Genomic DNA, 21,763 nt, shown 5'->3' with positions numbered 1-21,763 from the left:
CGAAGGCTTTTAAAGCGGATTTTTACCATTTTTCTATTGAACAGTAGAAGATGTTTTTTCCTCTGTATTTTTTGCTTTCTTAAGAGCGACGGCTATAGAGGAAATGACCAATGTGACAACAATAATGATTCCTAATGCACTACTGTTCTGCTGAAGATTCTCAGCACTTCCACCAAAAATAATCGTGTAATAGCCATCTGCTCCATAAGTGGCTGGAAGAATGGATGCAAGCGTATTATAAAAATCAGAAAGTATAGTTTTTGGCACAAGCACACCTGATGTTACAAGCTGTAGTGAAAGGGCACAAATATTAAAGACCATACCTAAATTGCCGAAAATCATGACAAAAACTTGTGCGACACATAGAAATGCCCAGAACATTAATGCCTGAAAGAGATAAATAGTTAAAAAACCTTCCTCACTAGAAATATTAAAAAGATGCATTAATCCTATTGTTAGCAGGGGTAAGACAAACGCTACACCAATATTTATGATTTGCCTTGCTAGGAACAATTGCCATTTTGAAACGAGAGTTTGCACTAGTTGTGCTGCCTGCTGATGTTGCATGATCATTACCATCGCCCCAACGAATGATGAGATGATGACCATTAGTGGTACAAAGTTTGCTGCAAATCCTTCAGCATTATTTGTTTTAATAATTGTGGCCTCAATTGAGCGATCTTTTACTTGCATAATTGTAGCTTCAACTGAATCTGTAATTTGCAGTGCCATATTTTGTTCTAAAGGAAGCTGGGTGAATTTTTGAGAAAACATTTTAATCGATTTCTCTTGCTTTATTGGAAAGATATTGTGATTGATTTCCTCTGTTAGTTGTTTAGCGGTACTCTCCATCATACTTTTAATCATACTTGCACTGGCTTGATTGATGGAATAAGTAATTTCTGCTTCATTTCCCGCTTGAATTTGTGCAGTAAAGTTTTTTGGAATATGCATTATCATTTGAATCTGTCGTTTATTCAACGCTTCTTCAGCCTGCTTTATTGAAGTAAATTCTTCAAGGGCAAATGGAAGTGATGTTTTTAGTCCATTTGCTACCTGTTGACCCATTTCATGATCCTCACTAATAATGCCAATTTTTAAATTCTCAGCTCTCTCGTTTACACCATCATAGGCTGTCATCCAAACGGAAAAAAAGATAACTTGAAAAGCGATAGTAGCAACTATACCAATATATGTTTCTTTTATACGAAATAAAGCTTGTAATCCTTTCATCATAATCCTCCTATATAAGTAAGTACTTACTTGCATTGAATAGAAAATTTTTTCTAGGAAACGAGTCCCCTAGAAAAAATGGAAATACTTGTTTGCAACAATTCTTCCGTTGGCACCTCTGAAACAATTGTTCCTAAGCGTGCGCGTGACATAAAATGTCCAAAATTCATAGCGATTAGTGATAGTGCAGCTACTTCAAAGTTGATGTCTCTAATCTTCTCTCTTTGATGCATCTCCTTCAAATAATGAATAAGCTCATTTTTAATAAGGAGTGGGATATTCGCAATTTCATCATTAATTTCTGGAAATTGCATACCTTCCTTAAAGCCAATCATGACAAAGTCTTTGATTGACATTAAAAAATTAAAATGCTTAAGAGAAAAATTCAATAGATCATTTTCCAAATCCCATGTCACATTGGTAGTGAGCTCTTGTTGCATCAGAGGATAGTAGGAAAACTTTTCAATGATGGCTTTTAAAATGCCTTGCTTGCTACCAAAATGGCGGAAAATAGTTACCTCATTGACCTCAGCTAATTCAGCTATAGCTTTTGTAGTTGCTGCGGTATAACCTTTTTCACTGACAAGATGTAATGCAGCTTCAATAATTCGATCAGCGGTCCCTTTTGTTGACAAAAAATTACTTCCTTTCATGCAAGTTATTACTTACATGCTAGCATAGTGTGATTTTGTATGCAATAAAAATAGAAATAAAAGTGCTCAGGTAACGAAGTGAATCGCTCAGGTGGAAACAAAAAGTGCTCGGGTGGCGAAGCGAACCGCTCAGGTAGACCCAAAAAGTGCTCAGGTGGCAGGAAGTAATATTCAGGTAGAATCAAAATCTACTCAAGTCAGAAAATACGCTTATACCAACATAAATAACCTAGAAATTATGATGAAGCTGACCCAAATAATTACTTTGTAAATAAATGAAATAACATTGACAACTATATCGTCTGCTGATATATTTTATTATATCGTAGGTCGATATATTGTTGTGCGATATAGGGGGGATTTGTATGACACAAGAGCATCCGCCATTAACAGAGGGCGTTTATTATATTTTATTAGCTTTATTTGACGCGAGGCATGGTTATGGGATTATGCAATTGGTAGAGGAAATGAGTAATGGTCGTGTTCGGCTTGGAGCTGGGACGATTTATGGTGCGATAAAAACCTTATTGGAACGAGGATGGATTGAAGCACTAGAAGATGATGGACGAAAAAAGGAATATGTAATAACTGAGAGTGGAAAAGAAGTTGTGCACTATGAAATTTTAAGATTAAGGGAACTTTTTGACAATGGTATCCGTATAACGAGGGAGGATGGGAACTTTGCATAAGTATTGGTTAGTGATGAATCCGTATGTTATTGAAAAAAGAGTAAATGAGATGGCTAGTCAAGGATGGCATTTAAAAAAATTTACTTGGATTCGTTTTACATTTGTGCAAGATGAACCAGGTAGCTATATTTATCGCTATGATGAATTGGAGCGATTTGGTGTTTCCTATGAAGATGAGTACCTAGACTTTCTCAAATCATCTGGAATAGAACAAGTAGACCGTTCTGGAAACTTTGTTTTCTTTAGAAAGCCTGCCCATGAAGGACCCTTTGAACTTTATTCTGATAAAAAAACTAAAATCAATAATTTGTCCAAAAAAATTACGTTACTGTTATTGATTCTCCTACTGAATTTATTTGTTGGTTTAACAGGGCTTATTAGTATTTTCAAAGGACAGCATACAGATATGCTGAAATTACTACTGAATAGTACTAATATTCTCATCGTTATATTATTAGTGGGACCAATCTTTAAGCTTATGCGAGTGCGTAAAAATTTGAAGAAGGAATTGGATGTGTTTACAGATTAGAGAGGAGGATAACTCTGTGAAAATATTTAAATTTCGTTTTTTTATTGATCATGAACGAGAAGAACAATGGGTTAATAACATGGCAGAACAGGGCTGGCACTTAAAAAAGTTTTGGCCATTCGTTTTTCTCTTTGAATATGGCAAATCTGACGAATATATTTATCGCAATGAAATGGTGTTAAAACGAAAAAAAGATTACTATGATTTTTTAGATACAATGAATATTGAACATGTATATTCATTTGGGGTATGGGCGTACTTTAGAAAAAGGAAAGAAGAGGGGCCATTCGAAATATTTTCCGGGAAATCAGAAAAAATAAAATATTTATCTTGAATTAATACATTGTTTATCTGGGTTTGTCTATTAAATGCATTTGCAGTGATGGTAAATATTTTACCTTTTATGCTTATACATCAATTTAACCAAGCATTCCCATGGATTTGCTTATTTAATGTCTTTTTAATTTCCTTATTGATAATCGAGATATTTAGAAATCACAAACGTAAAAAGAAATTAAAATTGCTTACTCATATTTATGAGGATTAGTAGAAAACGGACTGCCACAAGAATTACATAGACTAATAGGGAGGAAGAAGAATGACATTACAATTACAGCATGTCACAAAAAAATATAAAGATTTTACAGCGGTAGATAATCTTAATTTCACGATTGAAAAAGGAGAGATTTTTGGGTTAATCGGACAAAATGGTGCTGGTAAAACAACTACTTTCCGTATGATTTTGGATTTGCAGGAGACAACGGAAGGGACGATTACATGGGATGGTAAACCTGTGAATGCCATCAACCGTGATGTTCTTGGTTATTTACCAGAAGAACGAGGCATATTCCCAACAATGAAGGTTGAGGATCAATTATACTTTTTCGGTGAGCTTCGTGGAATGAAGAAAGAGGAGTTAAAGAGAGATATTGATTTTTGGATTAGCCGATTTGAGCTTGAGGAAAAACGGAAAGATAAGGCAGAAACATTATCGAAGGGGAATCAGCAAAAGGTACAGCTGATTGCGAGCTTTATTCATAAGCCACAATTCTTAATATTAGATGAACCATTCAGTGGTCTTGACCCAGTTAATAAAGATTTACTGAAGGATGCCATCTTACTTTTAAAAGAACAGGGCACAACGATTTTGTTCTCTAGTCACCAAATGGATAATGTAGAGGAGCTATGTGATCACCTTTGTTTATTAAAACGTGGGGTCTCTCTTTTTTCAGGTAGCTTGCTAGACTTGAAGAAACAATATGGGAAAACCAAATTGGCTGTGCGTACAGATTGGTCTACTACGCAGTTACTGACACTTGAAGGCGTTAAAGATGTATGCGTTGAGAAAGAGCAAACAGTGCTAACTTTGAAGGACGAGAGCTTTGCACAAAGCATTTTCCAACAGCTTTCCAATGGCAAATATATTGAGAAATTTAGTTTAGATTACTTATCGTTAGATGAGATCTTTAAGGATAAGGTTGGTGGTAACATTGTCGAAGTTTAATTTATTAATGAAACAGCTATATAGATCAAAATTAAAATCAAAGTCTTTTATTTTAATGACATGTCTTTATATACTCGCTATGTCCGTTGCAATTTTTTGGTCGGATATAAAGGAGTTATTTACAGGCAATGATCAAGCAAAGCAAATAGCCATTGTGAATGAAACAACTGCCGATTTAAGTGGATTGTTCGTATCCAATGGTGATATGGAATTTATACAGAATGAAAAAAACCTATCGAAGCTGGAGAAAAAGGTCAAGGACGAAAAGCTTGATGCAATTGTTAAAATAGCAGATCAGAATGGTCAACTACATGCAGAAATTGCTACGTATACACCGTTAAAACTAAATGATCAAACAACTATATCTTCGTTATTACAATATGCGGGTCAGCATTATGCTGTTCAACAGTTATCATTAACGTCTGAGCAAGCAGCACAAATTATGAGTGCCCAAACAATTATCTCCAATAAAAACTTAAATGAGGAATCTTCTGGTGGTAAGAGTGAAGAGGAGAAGCAATCAGGACTATGGGTGTCCTATGCAGTTGGTATATTAATCTATTTCTTTATTTCCACATTCTTATCTATGATTACAACAGAGATTGCCTCCGAAAAAGGCTCACGCGCAATGGAGATGCTTTTAGTAAGTGTCAAACCAGCTACCCATTTTAAGGCCAAAATTGCTGGTGTGCTGTTATTAGCTTTAACACAAATGGGAATTATTGCAGTGGTATTCCTTGTGTATGCTAAATTTGTGAAGAATGGAGTTATTTGGGATGCTGCTACAGGCATTGTAAAGGAATTGTCGCTGGGATACGTTATTTATGCAATACTTTTCCTACTATTGACAATTGTCCTCTATTTAATTGTAGGAGCTCTATTTGGTTCATTAGTTTCCAAAGTCGAGGAAGCGGGTCAAGTATTAATGCCTGCAATGATGATCACATTAATTGGTTTCTATGTAATGCTATCTGGTATAGGCAATCCAGATACACTTATTATTAAGATATTCTCCTATATTCCATTTACATCTGGCATGGTTATGCCGATGCGCATTGGGGCTACTGATATAGGGGTGATGGTACCACTTTTATCATTAGGTATTTTAGTAGCAACGATTATTGTCGCTTATTTATTTAGCCTATCCTTCTATAAACGTAGTGTCTTAACTTATAGTTCAGGTGGCGTGATTCAAAAAATCAAAACGGTCTTAAAAGTGACAACATAAATGATGGGAGCAGCTATGGATTGTAGCTGCTTCTTTAGTTCGAACATGTCAAACCTAGAAAACAATGTCAAATATTTAATGGATTATGTCGAATTTCCTCGTAAAACAAGCTATAATTTATGAAAGGGGTTGAGGCTATGTTATCGCAAGCACAAATAGATGCTATATTAAAACAAAACTCAAATTTTCGTCCAGCATCACCAGATGAGAAGGAACTGTTTTTTGTCAAGCTTGAGCAACAGGTACCTAAGAGTGATGATTTAGTCTCAATCTTGAATAATCGTGAGCAATTGCAGGTTTTTGTCGATATTTCTAACCCTAAAAATTATAGATTTCAACTAGAGCACTCAGAGGGTTCCTATAGATTGACTAACTCATTTTTTGCAATGCTTGAATAAATGAAACTTTTTCGTTATGTAATCGTAAATATTAGAAGATAAATCGCAGGGGGTAAATCAATATGTCTGAATTCAACAACGACCTATTAAAATCGAAAGATCCATTCGCATCAGAAAATCCTTTATTACAGCCCAATCCATTAGTAAAGGTGGAACAGGAGCAAAAACCAGTACTTGTTTCTGAGCAGGAGCTTTCTCAAATTGCTCAAAATCAGTTGGCGTTAAAGCAGGATCCTGAGGTTCATACATTAGCTCGAAAAATTGATGTAAAAGACCAAATTGCTATGCTAGAGCTTGGAAAAGAAACAGCGAATGGCATTTCGACTTTTTCAGATAAAATGTTAGCAACAATGAAAACGAGTAAGCTTGAGGAATCAAGTGTATTATTAAATAATTTAAATCGAATTATGGATAAATTTGATCCTCAAGATTTTGCGGAGGACAAAAAGGGAGGCTTCCTTACAAGGCTATTCTCGAAAGGAAAGGAACAATTAGAAAAATTCCTATCCAAATATGATAGTATGAATAAGGAAGTGGATGTAATCTATCGTGAGATACAAAAATATGAAGTTGAGATGAAACGTAATACGGTTGATCTCGAGAATCTATATGATCAAAATTTAGACTACTTCCAAACATTGAGTAAGTATGTTGCAGCGATTGAGGTAAGAACTGATGAAGTGCGTTCATCATTACCAGCGCTTGAACAAAAAGCTCAAACTGGTGATCAATTAGCAGCAATGGAATATGAAACATTGCTTCGTGCTGTGGATCTTCTAGAGCAACGTCGTTATGATCTTGAAATGGCACAGCAAGTTTCATTCCAATCTGCTCCACAAATTCGATTGATGCAGCAAGGGAATAATCATTTAATTGCTAAAATTAATTCTGCATTTGTTACAACTATACCAATCTTTAAGCAAGGACTTATCCATGCCGTAACATTAAAACGTCAAAAGCTTATTTCAGATTCAATGAGTGAGCTGGACCGTCGTACAAATGAAATGCTAGTACGAAATGCAGAGAATATTAGTAAAAATAGTGTGAATATCGCACGTGTAGCAGGTAGCCCAAGCATAAAAATCGAAACAATTGAAACGACATGGCAAACGATTATGGCTGGTATTCAAGAAACGAAGCAAATTCAAGCAGAGACAGCGAGAAATCGTGAGGAAGGTCGTAAGCGTATAGAACGTCTACAGCTTGAATACGAAAAACTGAAAAAAATGTAACCAGAAAGCTTCTTGCACAACTCTGCAAGAAGCTTTTCTTTGCGTAGGATATTAAAAGGGAATCCCTTGTCTTTTTATCTATTGGAAAATGTCTAATGGATTGTCTTTGACAAAAAAGAAAATAGTGATTATGATTAGATAAATGAGAATGATTATCAAATGAGAAGGGCGCGGATAGATGATTATTAAAGCAATACCATTACACGAATATTTTAGTAGTGGAGTGATGAAACGATAATGAGTAAAATGAATGCAACTAGATTGTCTTGTGAAACATTAAAAGATGGAGCACTTGCTGTTAATACTACGGAAACGCTTATACTCGTACCACAAAATCGCTATCAGGGATTGATGCATATAGAAGAGCTGTATAATGCCATGCATATAGATGTAGATGAGAAACATCATATTTTGGAGCAGGAGCGAAAACTGTTAAAAAAACAAAATATACAGCTAGTGGAGGAAGTGCAAAAATTAAAGCAGCAAAATGCGGTATTACAAAAAAAGCTGACGGAATATAATTGTGCAGTTGATGAGCTGAAGGAGCTTCGCAGACAAAATACAGAGCTATTAATTGAATTAAGTAAATACACAGCATTATCAAGAGAGTCACTTTCTGGTCCACTTAAATCCATGATTCGTGATATGCGAGAGCAGGGTGTAGGCATTAAAGAAATCCATATTCGTATTAAACGACAAATTAACCCAGATATTAGCTATAGTATGGTGCGAAAATATATTTCTGAGCTTGAATCTGAAGGTAAAGCTTAGCATTCATCTAAGTAGGAAGTAAATTCAGCATTTACAGTTCTCTAGCAAAGTCCTATAATTAGTCTATTCTTTAAGAATTACGCAAAGTCATTATCGACTTCAGCAAGAGTAGGAGAGTTAGAGGCAATGTCGAATGAAAAAAAAGGGGTTTTGGCAGCGTTCTTGGCTTATGTCTTCTGGGGTGCCTTTCCTCTATATTGGAAATTACTTGAGCATGTGCCAAGTATGGAAATTTTATTATCACGTGTCATTTGGTCCTTTGCCTTTACGGTAATAGCAGTATTCCTATTTGGCATGCGAAAGGATCTTCTTGCAGATTTAAAATATTTATGGTCACATCAAAAGCATTTCTGGCAATTGGCGGGAGCATCCTTTGTAATATCTATGAACTGGTATTTATATATTTGGGCGGTTACACATAACCATTTAATTGAGACGAGCTTAGGCTATTATATTAATCCGCTACTTTCAGTTATTTTTGGGGTGATCTTTTTTAAAGAGACGCTTAATCGTGCACAATGGGTAGCTACAGGAATTGCCTTTATTGCAGTCATTATTTTATCGATTAACTATGGCTCTGTTCCCTGGGTAGCGCTGCTTATTGCATTATCCTTCGCCATTTACGGTGTATTGAAAAAGAAAATTACACTTGATGCCACAAGAGGGTTAGCTATAGAAACTTTATTTATTTTACCAATTGCATTAGGCTATTACGTCTATTTGTTCACCACACAACAAGCCTCATTCTTACACGTTGATGTAAAAACAGACATCCTGATGATTGTTAGTGGTTTAGTGACAGCTATACCTTTAATTTTATTTGCAAAAGGTGCACAAAATATTCCGCTTTATTTACTAGGCTTTATTCAATACGTCTCACCGACTATTGTATTAATTTTAGGGATTGTGTTATATAAAGAGCCGTTTAGTCAAGTAGAGCTAATCGCATTCAGTATTATTTGGGCAGCCTTACTATTGTTTTCTGGCTCAAAAATCATCGAAACAAGGAAGGCTCATCATAAATCTGCTTATAAGAACTTGTAGAATTTTCTACAGGTTTTTTCTTTTTAACTATTCAAGAAATTCCTATATAAGGTATTTTATGCTAAATAGTCCTGACAGCATTTCTTCGTATTTTTAACTGTAGGTGGAAGCACCTTTACTTTTTTTATAGCATATAGTAAGATAATGACAAATTAGATAACAATGATAATTATTGAGAGGTGCTTTTTGTGAGTGTAGTAGGTTCTAAATAGGAATAATTACATCGAAATAAAATGATTGATGACAGGGGATTTATAGTAAAAGGAACCCCTTATTTGGTCATGCTTTTATTTCAAACCTATGAAGATACCTACAATACTTTATAAAGCGTGTAATGCTCTGACTAACTTCATGTTGATGAGGTCTTTTTCATGATGCCTATTACATTTGCCTTTGTAATGTGGAAGCTGTGGTATCCCCACGGCTTTTTTCTGTGAAAAAAACTATATCATGATTGGGTTGGAAGTAAGAAACTCATGATTGTTTTATTTATATATAAATCATTGCTATCTAATGAATAGGTATCTTCATGAATGATTCTAGAAAATCATAGTGAGGAGCAATTAACAATGAATTATACTACTCTTGAGAAGTTACAATACAATGAATTGAAGGAAAATGTGAAATGCTACTGTGTGAGTGGATTAGGTAAACAGTTATTGGATAAATTAGAGCCAAGTTCTAGCATATCTGTTGTTCGGAATCGGTTGAACGAAACGACAGAGGCTCGGGCTATTTTAGATGCAGAAGGGCATATTCCGTTTTTAGGCGTATCAAATATTGACAGCACCATCAAGAAGCTTGAAAAGGGCGTTATTTTAGATCCTAGTGAATTAATAAGCATTTCAGATTTTTTACGGGGATGTCGCAAAATTAAAAAATTTATGTTGGAGAAGGAATTTTTTGCGCCAGTTCTTGCATCCTATGCTTTGTCAATGGCTGAATTTAAAAGTATAGAAGAGGAGATTAATTTTGCGATTAAAGCTAATCGAGTTGATTCAGCAGCTAGTAGAGAACTAAAACGGATTCGAAACCATATTGAAGCAACAGAGGAAAAAATTAAAGAGCGCTTAACGAAATTTTTAAATAGTAGTGCTAATAAAACCTATATTCAAGAATTTTTTATTAGTAAAAAAGATGACCGTTACACAATTCCCATTAAGGCATCCTATAAAAATCATATTCAGGGTACGGTAGTGGAGATTTCAGCTAAGGGTGCTACAGTTTTTATTGAACCAAGTGCGGTGGCAAAATTAAATGTAGAGTTGGCGACTCTGAAAGCGGAGGAAGCTATCGAGGAATATCAGATTTTAGCCTCATTATCTGGGCTTCTTATGGAAAATATACGAGAGATCACGATTAATATGGAGTTGATTAGTCAGTATGATATGGTTTTTGCTAAAGCTAAGTATAGTAAGCAAGTAGGAGGCATCGAGCCAAGCTTGAATGATTATGGCTTTATCAAATTAATCAATGGTAAGCATCCTTTATTAGCAGAGAATGCGGTGCCATTAACGTTTGAAATCGGTCAGGACTATCGGAGCTTGATTATAACAGGGCCTAACGCTGGAGGAAAAACGGTTGTCCTTAAGACGATAGGTCTTTTAACATTGGCGACCATGTCAGGCTTTCATATCGTAGCCGAAAAAGGAACCGAAATGGCTGTATTTGATAAAATCTTTGTAGATATTGGTGATAATCAAAGTATTGAAAATGCTCTTAGTACATTTTCATCCCATATGAAAAATCTTTCGGACATTATGATGGCATCGAATAATCATACATTATTACTTTTTGATGAAATCGGCAGTGGTACGGAACCAAACGAAGGAGCGGCATTAGCTATATCTATTTTAGAGGAATTCTATTATATGGGCTGCATAACAGTTGCCACAACCCATTATGGTGAAATAAAACGTTTTTCTGAGATGCATAGCGATTTTATGAATGCGGCTATGCGCTTTAATAGTGAAACATTAGAGCCGTTGTATCAGTTAATGATTGGTGCCTCTGGAGAAAGTAATGCGCTTTGGATTTCACAGAAAATGAATATTCGAAAAACAGTATTACAAAGAGCGAAGGACTATTTAGACAATAAGGATTATCAGCTAGAGCGGGTTCATGACAGTAAAATTAGAAGACCCAACATAGGGAAAGCAAGCACTAAAGCGGTCTATAAATTTTCCAAAGGAGATCGAGTAAAATTATTAGATTATGATGATGTTGGTCTTGTTTACAAAGAAATGGATAATTATTTTAATGTTATAGTGTTTTATAAGGAACAGTTTATGGAGGTAAATATCAAGCGTTTGGTATTAGAGCTACCTGCAACTGAACTATATCCTGAAGAATACGATTTGGAGACATTATTTGTGGACTATAAAGAACGCAAGCTTCAGCATGATATTGAGCGTGGTTCGAAAAAAGCTCTTCGCAACATTCAGAAGGAAATGAGAAGGGATAAAAGGTAAGGGTTATGATGGGGTGGAGGAAAATTACTTTTTTCTCTACCCTTTTTTATTGTTGGTATTTTGTGGTATAATTTGTAAAATAACGATTATACAGTGCAGAAAGGTGAAAAGATATGAAGTCATATATTTTTGATTTTGATGGAACAATAGCTGACTCTAAACAATGCAGTATTCTCGCAACAAAGGAAGCATTTCAAATACTAGAACTTGAGATTCCAAGTATAGAAGATATTGAATATTATATGGGTATTCCCATTGAACAGTCTTTTAAACAAATGTTATCCGAACAATTAGATGATTTTATGTTCGAGAGGTTACTGGATACCTTTCGACAGGAATATAAAAGATTTGAAAATGACTCCCTAATCCTTTTCCCTGATATGATGAACGTATTGAAAGAGCTCAATTATCAAGGAAAACAATGCTTTGTTGTCTCAAGCAAAAAAACAGATGTGCTTTTAAGAAATCTACAGACACTTGAAATTGCTCAATTTTTTAAAGATTACATCGGTTCAGATCAAGTGGAAAATTATAAGCCTCACCCAGATGGTATTTTAAAACTAGTTGAACGTTATCAAATAGAAATTGAAGATAGTATTATGATTGGTGATGCTATTTTTGATATCCAGATGGGGAAATCAGCTGGTTGTAAGACCTGTGCTGTAACCTGGGGGAGCCATGCAGAAGAGCTTCTATTAGCAGAATCTCCGACTTTTTGTATACATATAGTTTCAAATTTACTAAGTTTAAATGAGTAATTTATGAAACAAAATAAAAATGACCTATTGTTATTTGGTGACAATAGGTCATTTTTATTACACAGTGTTAATTTGTGCCTTTATGTTATTATAAGTTTCTTCAATTTTTTGCTTATACGGAAGATCGATTAAATCCTGTGAATCCATATAGGCCATTTTTGCAATTTCGTAGGCTGTTGTTAACTCACCAAAATGTGCATAACAGAGTGCCTTATAGGAGAAGCATTCATTAAAGCCTAAAATATCAAATGGATGTAGGATGAATGAAGGAATGTTTGTAAAATGTTTAAAAGCTTCTTTAGCCTCTTTATATCGACCTAGCAAGTATAAGGCTTTACCCTTTTCACAATAATATAAGTTTTTATCAAATTTAATTGCGCCCATATCCATAAGTGGACGAAAACGCTCTATTTCCTCTAGTGCCTTTTCATAATCATGAGTGTAATTGTTATAATAATGTGCTCGTAATGTGAAAATAAAAGCATCTACATCCGCTTGCTCCACAAAAACACGATACTGCTCTAGCTTCGTAATCAAATGCTCTGCTTGCTCGAAATCATTGTCAACCATGGCACAGAACGCTGCAATACGATACATATCATCAATATAATAATAAAATTGGTTTTTATGTGCATTGGCAATTGACTCTTTAACAAGTTGTTTACCTGCTTCATGTTCTCCGATGGCTAATTGAAAAATGCTAATATAATAAGCCATTTTTCCAGCATCTCGTGAATCTAATTGATAATTTTCTTGCTCAACTTCTTCCTTAGCCTGTAAGATACAGGAATAAGCCATTTTATAGTTTCGATCTTCCATGAATACGGCTGACTGTAATACATAGGTTTCAAACCAATGACTCAGTAAATTAATTTCTTTAAACATAAAGCGTGCACGTTTGAGTGGTGACTCCCATGTCGTTTCGCCAGCAAGATATTGTGCTGCCGCGTAAATATAAAGTAAACGACCTGCTTCATAGCTAAGTGGGAGCTCTTCTACATAAGGCTTAATCATTTCTATGGTTTGCTGCAGGTTTTTTGTATCACCAAGCTGTATTTCTGCATAGAAAATTTCCACCTGCTCTAGAAGATGTCGTATCGTAGAAGGTGCTATTTCTTCCAGTAATTCACTTGCTTTTACCCCTAAACGCTCCGCGATATATTCAAGACTTTCCATCGAGGGCTTAGCCTTATCATTTTCAATTTGACTTAGCATACCTTTTGTAAGGCGATCACCAGCAAGTGCCTCTAATGTTAATTTTCGTTCCTTCCTTAAATTGCGAATACGTGTGCCCAAAGAGTTCACTGCCTAGCCTCCTTTATTCATAATATGTCCTTTGTTTAATTATATTAAACTTTTTCTTGCATGAAAAGTAGAAGTTGTGATATATTTTGTTTAATAAAATTAAACTTTTTAATCTTGTTAAAAATTTGGAGGGGTTTAAAATGGATGAAGCGGCAAAATATAAAAAGGCGACCTATCATTTATGGACATTTACAGCCAGCAAATTGATAGCGATGCTAGGGACAAATGTGTTATCTTTTGGGATTAGTTTGTATATATTAGCCATGACAGGGTCTGCTACAAGCTTTGCGACCAACATGATTTGTTCAGTATTACCGCGAGCACTTGTTGCACCTTTAGCTGGTCATGTAGCTGATAATTACTCGAAAAAACGCACAATTCTACTTGCGCAAGCAGGGACGATTTTAACAGTAGGGGGCTTACTTCTCTATACAGAAACAGTAGGAATGTCAGTCTATGCTATTTATGTAGCAACAGTTTTTATTACGATTTGCTCCGCTTTTTCAGGTGTAACTTTCTCATCAGCTATCGCAACATTAGTCAATCCAGAGCGATTACAGCGTGCCATGTCATTTAACCAATTATCGGTGTCTGTCGCTGCAATTGGGGGACCAGTAATCGGGGGAATGATGTATGGATTTTTCTCAATGAAGGTATTTTTAATTGTCAATATGATTGCCTATTCAATTGCTTTCCTCTTGGAAGCAACGATGAACTTTAATCTTTATAGTACAAGAGGAGAAGATGTGAAAAAGGAAAAGATATGGGAAGGGCTTACTAGCGGCTTTCACTATATTAAACAACAAAAGGTCATTAAAACAGTAATGTGGATGTCATTATGGATTAATTTATTCTTTTCTGCCATTGTTGTTGGAGGGACTTACATTATTATTGAATTACTAAAAGTAAAATCTACACATTTTGGCTTTATCGAAGCTTCTGGTGCTTTTGGTATGCTCATTGCCTCCATTTATTTTGCGACAAGGACAGAGGTTAAAGTACCGCTACGTTTTTCTAAAATCAGCTTATTGCTACTAGCAAGTAGTTTGAGCTTAGCTGTATTTCCATTGTTGATGAAATTATCTTATTTAACGATTGTGATTTTTTATATTGTGATTTATTTTATTTTTGCAATCTTCGAAATGGGTATTAACATGCCTATTGGTGTTTATATGCAAAAACAAATATCAGAAGAATATCGAGGACGTGTATTTGGATTAATGGAAACGATGGCTATGTCGTTGATGCCAATTGGTATGATGGTGTACGGAATTTTGTACGATACATTACCAGCAACGGCTATTTTACTCTCTACTAGTGCAATTATTGTGACGATTACATTAGTTTTGCTTCGAACTTCCGTTTTAAAAGAAGCACACCCAGAATTTTATAATAAAGAAATTGTCACTGAGAGTGTAACAAATTAGGTTTTCTATTAAGCAGTGAAAAAAACCAGACATTCTTCAGTTTAAAGAATGTCTGGTTTATCTTTTTCAGTAGAAAACCTAGAAGACAGCACCAATACAATTTTGAATTTGAAATTAGCAGCGATAGTCCAAAACAATAGCTAATCTACTGATCCTCAATGACAATGTAAGTTGCTTTAATGGGCCCATGTACACCAACAATCAAAATCATCTCTATATCGGCTGAGTTACTTGGTCCTGTAATAAAGTTAATACAGGAGGCAATCTGCTCTCCGTCCTTTATTTTTTTACGAATGAAGCGGGCAGCTTGCGTCATACGTGGAACGAGTGTACTTTTAGGAATTAAAATAATGGATTTTTCTGGTAAGAAGCTAACAGATCTACCTTTATCCTTGCTGCTAAAAAGTACAGCAGTTCCTGATTCGGCTAATGTTATTTCGCTTATAGTAATGCCAATATTTGCTTTTTCAGCCTGCTGAATATTTTCCTCATGCTGTGCCGGGTTCCATTCATACAGTTGAATGCCCATTTGTGACCAGTGCTCTGTCATAAGCGATGTTAAGCCATAACGCTCAAAACGCTCATCTTTCCATGTTACTACTGAATGACCTCCATAATTTTCAACGACCTTTTGTAAATCCTTTGTGAGATTAGCTGTATCTGTCAGAACGATCTCTGTATGAATATTTTTACATTGCTCCACCAAAACCTCTACTAATTCATCTTTTGTTGCATCTTTGAGTACACGCTCTTGCGGCTGGTATTGCCATATAGGTTGTGCAAGCTCAGTTTTAGGTGTACGTCCAAGCTGTTGGGCGATTTTTGATAAAAAGGCATCTCTATTTTCTATAGTACCTATCATTAGTGCTCTCCTCCTTTAGAACGTTGCTTAAGCCAATTTCTGAAACTATCTTTATTTGGTGCAGGGAAATCTCTTGCTTCTGTCCATGCTTTTAATGGACCAGGACCATTTGAGATTTTATTGTCTTTAGTAAATGGTGACATTGCAGGTGAGGCAATCTTTGTCGCCATTTTATAAAGGGTAGGGGAGGAGGCACCTAGACCAAAAGCCTTCATTAGTAGTTTTTCAGAAACAGGTGCTCTTCCTTCGTTTTCAACAATTACTTGACGATGGCGATGAATAAGCTGATGTAATGGAATTTTCACAGGACAAGCATCTGTACATGCCCCGCACAATGTGGAGGCATATGGTAGTTCTTTAAAATCATCATAGCCTCCTAATAATGGAGAGAGCACAACACCAACAGGTCCTGAATAGATGGAACCGTACGTATGACCACCAACATGACGATAAACTGGACATGCATTGACACATGCTGCACAGCGAATACATTGTAGAATTGGCTGGAATTCGCCTCCTAAAATATCGGAGCGCCCATTATCAACAATGACTAAATGGAATTCCTCTGGGCCATCTGTATCGCCTTCTTCTTTTATTCCCGTTAAAGTTGTAATATAGCTCGTAAGCTTTTGACCAACAGCGCTTCTTGTTAATAAACTGACAAGTACCTCCATCTCTTCAAAGGTAGGAACAATGCGTTCCATGCCCATAACGGTAATTTGAGTTTTCGGTAGGGCAGTCACTAAATCTGCGTTACCTTCATTTGTAACAAGTGTAATAGAGCCACTTTCTGCAATGGCAAAATTACAGCCTGTGATGCCAATATCAGCAGTCAAGTACTCATTCCGAAGTTTCTCACGGACGTAGAGGGCAAGTTCCTCTGGTTTTTCAGTTTTATCATAGCCTTGTTTTTCTTTAAAAACATCTCGTATTTGCTCCTTATTTTTATGCAAGGCTGGAACAACAATGTGAGATGGTGGCTCATGATCATCCACCTGTAAAATGTATTCACCTAAATCTGTTTCAATAACTTCACAACCAAGCTCTTCTAGCGCAATATTTAAATTGATTTCTTCTGTAACCATTGATTTTGACTTTACGATTTTCTTAGCATTTTTCTTTTTTGCAATACCTTGAATATAGTCTGTTGCTTCTGTTGCTGTTTGTGCAAAGTAAACATGACCACCTCTTTTTGCAACATTTTCACTTAACTGATATAAGTAAAAATCTAAGTTTGCTAGTACATGCTTACGAATTTCTTCTCCATGAGAGCGCCATTCCTCCCAATGGCCAAGCTCTTCAGCCTGTGTAAGTCGACGTGTTTGAAAGCGTTCCTGTGCACTTGACACAGCCCCACGCATAAATGTATTTTCTAACTCCTTCGTTACTCGATGATTAAATTGATCGTCACTAGTTTTCATTGCCATTCCTATTCCCCCTCTGATCTATCGGCAATTTAATACTTCTGCAATATGCATTACTTTAATTGGCTTTCCCTGTCGATCAATTCGACCGCCAATATTGATTAAACAACCAGCATCAGCGCCAATTAGGATATTTGCCCCTGTTTCTGCTATATCGTGTACTTTTTCAGTAACCATTTCTCCTGAGATGTTGCCCATTTTTACTGAAAAGGTACCGCCAAATCCACAACAGCGATCTTTTCCTGGCAGTTCCACATACTGTAAACCCTTCACTTGACGTAATAATTTAAGTGGTGCTTCTTTTACTCCTAGTAGGCGTGTCATATGGCAGGATGTATGGTAAGTAGCTGTGCCTTCTAAATGGGCACCAACGTCCTCAATCCTTAAAACATTGACAATAAACTCTGTAAATTCATAGGTTTTATCTGCTAATGCCTGTGCTTTTTGTTCCCAAATCGGGTCCCCCTTAAAAACCTCTGGATATTCTTTAAACATATACGCACAGGAGCCTGAAGGAGAGACCACATATTCAGCATGTTCAAATGCTGTAATCATTTTTTTCATGGCATTTTTAGATTCCTTTATGTAGCCGCTATTATAGGCTGGCTGTCCGCAGCAAATTTGATTTTCTGGAAAATCAATATCACAGCCAAGTCTTTCAAGTACTTCAACTACAGCTTTTCCTACATTTCCTTGAAACATATCAACTAAACAAGTTGCAAATAGTGTTACTTTCATGAGTATCGCTCCTTTTTATTTTCTCCTACATTAACTGGAAAAGATCTTATAAGTGGTAGATTCACTGCTCAAACAATTACGATTGACTTGAAGTTTTTGATAATTCAACTGGTCATCAGATGACTTTGTTGAGCAAATAGATTGCTTTTATAATACTACAACTTTTCAAATGAGTAAAAGTGTTTATTATAAATTTTCGAAAAATTTAAAAGCTGCCTATATAAAAACTAGGCAGCTACTGTTATTTCATTGATTCTGTTGTTTCAAAATATTGCATTAAAACCTTTTCCACATTGCTTAAATGGGAGGCCATAGCATGCTTTGCCAGCTCTTCATTTTGTTGTTTAATGGCAAGGAAGATTTGCATATGTTCATCGTATAGCTGTTCACTTGTTGTTTTTTTAGAGTATAACCAAATCCGTCGTGTCTCTTTCATCGTTTCAATCATTAACCCTGAGACTTGGTCCAATATAGTTGCAAGCAGGGGGTTTTGTGATGCTTTAGAAATTGCTGCATGAAATTGGAAATCAACTTTTTCGCCTAGCTCGCCATCTCCTTGTACACGTTTCATTTCATCCAATATTTGAATCATGGCTTGAATGTCTTCGTCTGATCGATGGGTAGCTGCGCTTGCAGCTGCACCTACTTCGATGATTTTGCGTACTTCTAATAAATGAGCGACATCTTGTTTATTTGTTAATATCGCTGTCGAAAGGGGGAAATCGAGTTGGCTAGGCTGGATGCTTTTAACAAAGGTCCCTGAGCCCTGTTTGATTTCAATGAGTCCCATTGCCTTTAAAGCAGAAAGTGCCTCTCGTATAGCGGATCTACTTACCTGTAATTGTTCTGCAAGCTGTTCTACAGAGTCAAGACGATCACCAGGTTTCAGTACACCAGCTCTAATTTTTTCATACAGGATTTCGGATACTTCCTCATATATTTTTTTCGGTTTAATTTTTCTTAATTCCAAGGAGCTACACCTCATTTATGCTCAATCATATGTTTATTATACATGAAGAAAAGTAATTTACTTACTCTTTAACGTGAATACTTTGTGTAAATAGCATGGAACTATAGGAAATGACTGCAAATAGCTTTCTAAATGTCGAATTTTAAGATTTCAAAAAAAATATTGAATTTTGAGAATATAGTTAATATAATCTTATCATGTGGTCATCTGATGACCTAATATTCTGTTGTTTAAATGGCAGTAGAAAAAATTGAAGGTTTATTACAATAACATGTGAGCGAGAGTGTATTTCTTTTGTTAGAAGTTATTTCTACAAGAAGGGAACGGAATCGACAGAAAAACCTTCTGGTAATGTGATTGACTTGAAAGGAGTGGAAAATACCGAGTAATAGTGTGGCGTAAATGAATTTGGGAGAAATTATATGGGGGGTATGAAATTTGACATTTACACAAAATTTCACAGCTGTTGGAGATAGTCTTGGGTGGTCAGCCGCTGTAGCAATAATTCCGATTCTTTATTTTTTCTGGGCTTTAGCGGTAAAAAAAATGAAGGGCTATATGGCGGGTTTAACAACGCTCCTTGTGTCCTTACTGTTGGCTGTTTTTGCTTTTAAAGTACCAGTAGCAACAGCTATTATGTCTGCTTCTCAAGGAGCGGTTTATGGGCTGGTACCAATTGGCTGGATTATTGTAACGTCTGTTTTCCTATACAATTTAACAGTGAAAACAGGCAATTTTAATATTATTCGTCATTCTGTATTATCGATTACTGAGGATCGACGTATTCAAGCTTTACTCGTAGCATTTTCTTTCGGGGCTTTCCTTGAAGGCGCTGCTGGATTTGGAGCACCTGTTGCCATATCCGCAGCATTATTGGTTGGACTTGGCTTTAATCCTTTGTATGCGGCTGGACTATGTCTTATTGCTAATACAGCGCCAGTAGCATTTGGAGCAATTGGTGTTCCTATTACGGCAATGGAAGGTCCAACTGGTATATCAGCGTTTGAAATTTCGAAAATGGTCGGTCGACAATTACCATTTTTAGCAGTCTTTATTCCATTCTTTTTAATTTTCATTATGACAGGCTTTAAAAAGGCTTGGGAAGTTATGCCGGCAATTTTAGTATCAGGGATTTCATTTGCTGTTACACAATATTTAAGCTCCAATTTTTTAGGACCTGAATTACCAGATGTTTTATCTGCCTTAGTATCATTATTTGCACTAGCGATTTTTATGAAATTTTGGCAACCAAAAACAATATATCGCTTTGCTTCAGAGCGAGAGGTTCCTATTACAAAGGCTACCAATGAATCCTATAGTGGAGCTGCAATTGTGAAGGCATGGTCCCCGTTTATTATTTTAACGCTCTTTATTTCTTGCTGGGGGATTCCAATGATTAAAAGTGCACTTACAGGACATTATGAAGGCGAAAATATGATACTCAAAGGTGTAAATGTCTTAGGACAAGCTCTCACATTTATGCCAGAAGTGCCTTTCTTACATAATCAAGTATTGAATGGTACAACCGGTGATCCAATCGCTGCTGTTTATAAGTTAGAGTTGTTAGGTGCTGCGGGAACAGCTATCTTGTTAGCGGCTATTGTGTCCAAATTTATTTTAAAGATTTCTTGGAGGGAATGGAGTAAAACATTTTTCGAAACGTTGAATGAGATTAAGTTCCCACTAATCACGATCTGTAGTGTTGTTGGCTATGCCTATGTTACGAATACTGCTGGTATGATGACGACGCTTGGCTTAGTGTTAGCGAAAACGGGTGCATTATTCCCATTCTTCTCACCTGTATTAGGATGGCTTGGCGTATTTATCACTGGTTCGGATACCTCGTCAAATGTATTATTTGCCAAGCTACAACAGGTTACAGCAGATTCTGTCGGAATGGACCCGGTACTAGCACTTGCAGCGAATTCATCGGGTGGTGTAACTGGTAAAATGATTTCACCGCAATCGATTGCAGTGGCTGCAGCAGCAGTTGGTCTTGTTGGACGAGAATCAGAATTACTGCGCTTTGCCTTAAAGTATAGTATTATGCTGCTGTTATTTATTTGTATTCTTACCTACTTACAAAGTAATGTACTAGCTTGGATGATTCCATAGTAAATGAACAGTCTATTTAAATATGAAAGATTTACAACTAAAGTCTCTTGGAAGCGTTCTCTCTTTTCTAAGAGACTAAGCATTAAAATTTTTATCTTATAATCAAAAAATCTTACTAAATGGAGGGAAGTCAATTGACATTCATACGTAAAATTCTCGTAGCCAATCGGGGAGAAATTGCGATTCGTATTTTCCGTGCCTGCACGGAGCTTCATATCCAAACGGTAGCCATCTATTCACGAGAGGATAGTGGTGCCTTCCATCGCTTTAAAGCAGATGAGGCCTATTTAGTAGGGGCGGGTAAAAAGCCGATTGATGCTTATTTAGATATTGAGGGCATTATCGCGATTGCGAAAGATGCGGGCGTGGATGCCATTCATCCAGGGTATGGTTTTTTATCAGAAAACGTAGA

The 21,763-nt window shown here is 36.1% G+C and carries 21 protein-coding genes; 14 read left to right on the top strand and 7 right to left on the bottom strand.

Annotation, left to right across the window (positions count from 1 at the left end; all coding sequences use genetic code 11):
• Positions 1-33 precede the first annotated feature (33 nt).
• Together ACQKIM_RS23310 and ACQKIM_RS23305 are read right to left on the bottom strand one after the other, a co-directional pair.
• Entirely contained in the window at positions 34-1,233 is a 1,200-nt protein-coding gene (locus ACQKIM_RS23310; RefSeq protein ID WP_427548559.1) for a YhgE/Pip domain-containing protein, read from the bottom strand.
• 53 nt (positions 1,234-1,286) lie between these two features.
• Entirely contained in the window at positions 1,287-1,868 is a 582-nt protein-coding gene (locus tag ACQKIM_RS23305) for a TetR/AcrR family transcriptional regulator (protein ID WP_427548557.1), read from the bottom strand.
• A gap of 383 nt (positions 1,869-2,251) precedes the next feature.
• Here ACQKIM_RS23305 and ACQKIM_RS23300 point away from each other — a divergent pair, with 383 nt between their 5' ends.
• The 11 genes from ACQKIM_RS23300 (at position 2,252) to ACQKIM_RS23250 (ending at position 12,510) form a co-directional block, all read left to right on the top strand.
• Entirely contained in the window at positions 2,252-2,575 is a 324-nt protein-coding gene (locus ACQKIM_RS23300; RefSeq protein WP_427548555.1) for a PadR family transcriptional regulator, read from the top strand.
• Positions 2,559-3,104, top strand: a complete 546-nt coding sequence (locus ACQKIM_RS23295) for a DUF2812 domain-containing protein (protein ID WP_427548553.1) — start codon at positions 2,559-2,561, stop codon at positions 3,102-3,104. The genes ACQKIM_RS23300 and ACQKIM_RS23295 overlap by 17 nt, the downstream gene beginning before the upstream one ends.
• Before the next feature lie 16 nt (positions 3,105-3,120).
• Positions 3,121-3,438, top strand: a complete 318-nt coding sequence (locus ACQKIM_RS23290; protein ID WP_427548551.1) for a DUF2812 domain-containing protein — start codon at positions 3,121-3,123, stop codon at positions 3,436-3,438.
• Between the two features lie 264 nt (positions 3,439-3,702).
• On the top strand, positions 3,703-4,608 hold the full coding sequence (locus tag ACQKIM_RS23285; RefSeq protein WP_427548549.1) for an ABC transporter ATP-binding protein: 906 nt from the start codon (positions 3,703-3,705) through the stop codon (positions 4,606-4,608).
• Complete coding sequence (locus ACQKIM_RS23280; RefSeq protein WP_427548547.1) at positions 4,595-5,836, top strand: ABC transporter permease; 1,242 nt, start codon at positions 4,595-4,597, stop codon at positions 5,834-5,836. Before ACQKIM_RS23285 ends, ACQKIM_RS23280 begins: the two co-directional genes overlap by 14 nt.
• A 137-nt stretch (positions 5,837-5,973) precedes the next feature.
• Positions 5,974-6,234 carry a hypothetical protein gene (locus ACQKIM_RS23275; RefSeq protein WP_427548545.1) on the top strand — a complete coding sequence of 87 codons (261 nt, stop codon included), beginning with the start codon at positions 5,974-5,976 and terminating at the stop codon, positions 6,232-6,234.
• Between the two features lie 62 nt (positions 6,235-6,296).
• Entirely contained in the window at positions 6,297-7,466 is a 1,170-nt protein-coding gene (locus ACQKIM_RS23270) for a toxic anion resistance protein (RefSeq protein ID WP_427548543.1), read from the top strand.
• Between the two features lie 237 nt (positions 7,467-7,703).
• Positions 7,704-8,237, top strand: a complete 534-nt coding sequence (locus ACQKIM_RS23265; protein ID WP_427548541.1) for a hypothetical protein — start codon at positions 7,704-7,706, stop codon at positions 8,235-8,237.
• A gap of 126 nt (positions 8,238-8,363) precedes the next feature.
• On the top strand, positions 8,364-9,281 hold the full coding sequence (gene rarD, locus ACQKIM_RS23260) for an EamA family transporter RarD (protein WP_427548539.1): 918 nt from the start codon (positions 8,364-8,366) through the stop codon (positions 9,279-9,281).
• Positions 9,282-9,850: 569 nt separating this feature from the next.
• Positions 9,851-11,752 carry an endonuclease MutS2 gene (locus ACQKIM_RS23255; protein WP_427548537.1) on the top strand — a complete coding sequence of 634 codons (1,902 nt, stop codon included), beginning with the start codon at positions 9,851-9,853 and terminating at the stop codon, positions 11,750-11,752.
• 113 nt (positions 11,753-11,865) lie between these two features.
• Complete coding sequence (locus ACQKIM_RS23250; RefSeq protein ID WP_427548535.1) at positions 11,866-12,510, top strand: HAD family hydrolase; 645 nt, start codon at positions 11,866-11,868, stop codon at positions 12,508-12,510.
• Between the two features lie 57 nt (positions 12,511-12,567).
• Here ACQKIM_RS23250 and ACQKIM_RS23245 read toward each other — a convergent pair whose 3' ends face one another.
• Positions 12,568-13,815 carry a helix-turn-helix domain-containing protein gene (locus ACQKIM_RS23245; RefSeq protein WP_427548533.1) on the bottom strand — a complete coding sequence of 416 codons (1,248 nt, stop codon included), beginning with the start codon at positions 13,813-13,815 and terminating at the stop codon, positions 12,568-12,570.
• A gap of 140 nt (positions 13,816-13,955) precedes the next feature.
• Here ACQKIM_RS23245 and ACQKIM_RS23240 point away from each other — a divergent pair, with 140 nt between their 5' ends.
• The gene (locus tag ACQKIM_RS23240; RefSeq protein WP_427548531.1) at positions 13,956-15,242 is read left to right on the top strand and encodes an MFS transporter; all 1,287 of its coding nucleotides are present in this window, start codon (positions 13,956-13,958) and stop codon (positions 15,240-15,242) included.
• A gap of 145 nt (positions 15,243-15,387) precedes the next feature.
• Here ACQKIM_RS23240 and ACQKIM_RS23235 read toward each other — a convergent pair whose 3' ends face one another.
• From ACQKIM_RS23235 to ACQKIM_RS23220, 4 genes are all read right to left on the bottom strand, one after another.
• Positions 15,388-16,104 carry a LutC/YkgG family protein gene (locus ACQKIM_RS23235; RefSeq protein ID WP_427548529.1) on the bottom strand — a complete coding sequence of 239 codons (717 nt, stop codon included), beginning with the start codon at positions 16,102-16,104 and terminating at the stop codon, positions 15,388-15,390.
• Positions 16,104-17,531, bottom strand: coding sequence for a LutB/LldF family L-lactate oxidation iron-sulfur protein (locus ACQKIM_RS23230; protein ID WP_427548527.1), 1,428 nt, complete (start codon positions 17,529-17,531; stop codon positions 16,104-16,106). Before ACQKIM_RS23230 ends, ACQKIM_RS23235 begins: the two co-directional genes overlap by 1 nt.
• An 18-nt stretch (positions 17,532-17,549) precedes the next feature.
• On the bottom strand, positions 17,550-18,266 hold the full coding sequence (locus ACQKIM_RS23225; RefSeq protein ID WP_427548525.1) for a (Fe-S)-binding protein: 717 nt from the start codon (positions 18,264-18,266) through the stop codon (positions 17,550-17,552).
• Positions 18,267-18,507: 241 nt separating this feature from the next.
• Positions 18,508-19,236 carry a FadR/GntR family transcriptional regulator gene (locus ACQKIM_RS23220; RefSeq protein WP_427548523.1) on the bottom strand — a complete coding sequence of 243 codons (729 nt, stop codon included), beginning with the start codon at positions 19,234-19,236 and terminating at the stop codon, positions 18,508-18,510.
• A gap of 438 nt (positions 19,237-19,674) precedes the next feature.
• On the opposite strand from ACQKIM_RS23220, the gene ACQKIM_RS23215 reads away from it, so the two are divergent.
• Complete coding sequence (locus tag ACQKIM_RS23215) at positions 19,675-21,351, top strand: L-lactate permease (protein WP_427548522.1); 1,677 nt, start codon at positions 19,675-19,677, stop codon at positions 21,349-21,351.
• 134 nt (positions 21,352-21,485) lie between these two features.
• Positions 21,486-21,763 (top strand): biotin carboxylase N-terminal domain-containing protein (locus ACQKIM_RS23210; protein WP_427548520.1); only part of this gene is annotated, 278 nt, incomplete at its 3' end.

Origin of the sequence: Lysinibacillus sp. NPDC047702, from assembly GCF_050272555.1 — a bacterium.
In the GTDB taxonomy this organism is placed as follows: domain Bacteria; phylum Bacillota; class Bacilli; order Bacillales_A; family Planococcaceae; genus Lysinibacillus.
The sequence above is the reverse complement of the archived record's forward strand: the minus strand, read 5'-3'. Positions and strand labels throughout refer to the sequence as shown.

Coding starts and splice junctions, on each gene's coding strand:
- ACQKIM_RS23265 (WP_427548541.1), top strand. CDS start 7,704: ATGAGTAAAATGAATGCAACTAGATTGTCTTGTGAAACATTAAAAGAT.
- ACQKIM_RS23285 (WP_427548549.1), top strand. CDS start 3,703: ATGACATTACAATTACAGCATGTCACAAAAAAATATAAAGATTTTACA.
- ACQKIM_RS23230 (WP_427548527.1), bottom strand. CDS start 17,531: ATGGCAATGAAAACTAGTGACGATCAATTTAATCATCGAGTAACGAAG.
- ACQKIM_RS23310 (WP_427548559.1), bottom strand. CDS start 1,233: ATGAAAGGATTACAAGCTTTATTTCGTATAAAAGAAACATATATTGGT.
- ACQKIM_RS23235 (WP_427548529.1), bottom strand. CDS start 16,104: ATGATAGGTACTATAGAAAATAGAGATGCCTTTTTATCAAAAATCGCC.
- rarD (WP_427548539.1), top strand. CDS start 8,364: ATGTCGAATGAAAAAAAAGGGGTTTTGGCAGCGTTCTTGGCTTATGTC.
- ACQKIM_RS23300 (WP_427548555.1), top strand. CDS start 2,252: ATGACACAAGAGCATCCGCCATTAACAGAGGGCGTTTATTATATTTTA.
- ACQKIM_RS23295 (WP_427548553.1), top strand. CDS start 2,559: ATGGGAACTTTGCATAAGTATTGGTTAGTGATGAATCCGTATGTTATT.
- ACQKIM_RS23270 (WP_427548543.1), top strand. CDS start 6,297: ATGTCTGAATTCAACAACGACCTATTAAAATCGAAAGATCCATTCGCA.
- ACQKIM_RS23275 (WP_427548545.1), top strand. CDS start 5,974: ATGTTATCGCAAGCACAAATAGATGCTATATTAAAACAAAACTCAAAT.
- ACQKIM_RS23250 (WP_427548535.1), top strand. CDS start 11,866: ATGAAGTCATATATTTTTGATTTTGATGGAACAATAGCTGACTCTAAA.
- ACQKIM_RS23225 (WP_427548525.1), bottom strand. CDS start 18,266: ATGAAAGTAACACTATTTGCAACTTGTTTAGTTGATATGTTTCAAGGA.
- ACQKIM_RS23240 (WP_427548531.1), top strand. CDS start 13,956: ATGGATGAAGCGGCAAAATATAAAAAGGCGACCTATCATTTATGGACA.
- ACQKIM_RS23255 (WP_427548537.1), top strand. CDS start 9,851: ATGAATTATACTACTCTTGAGAAGTTACAATACAATGAATTGAAGGAA.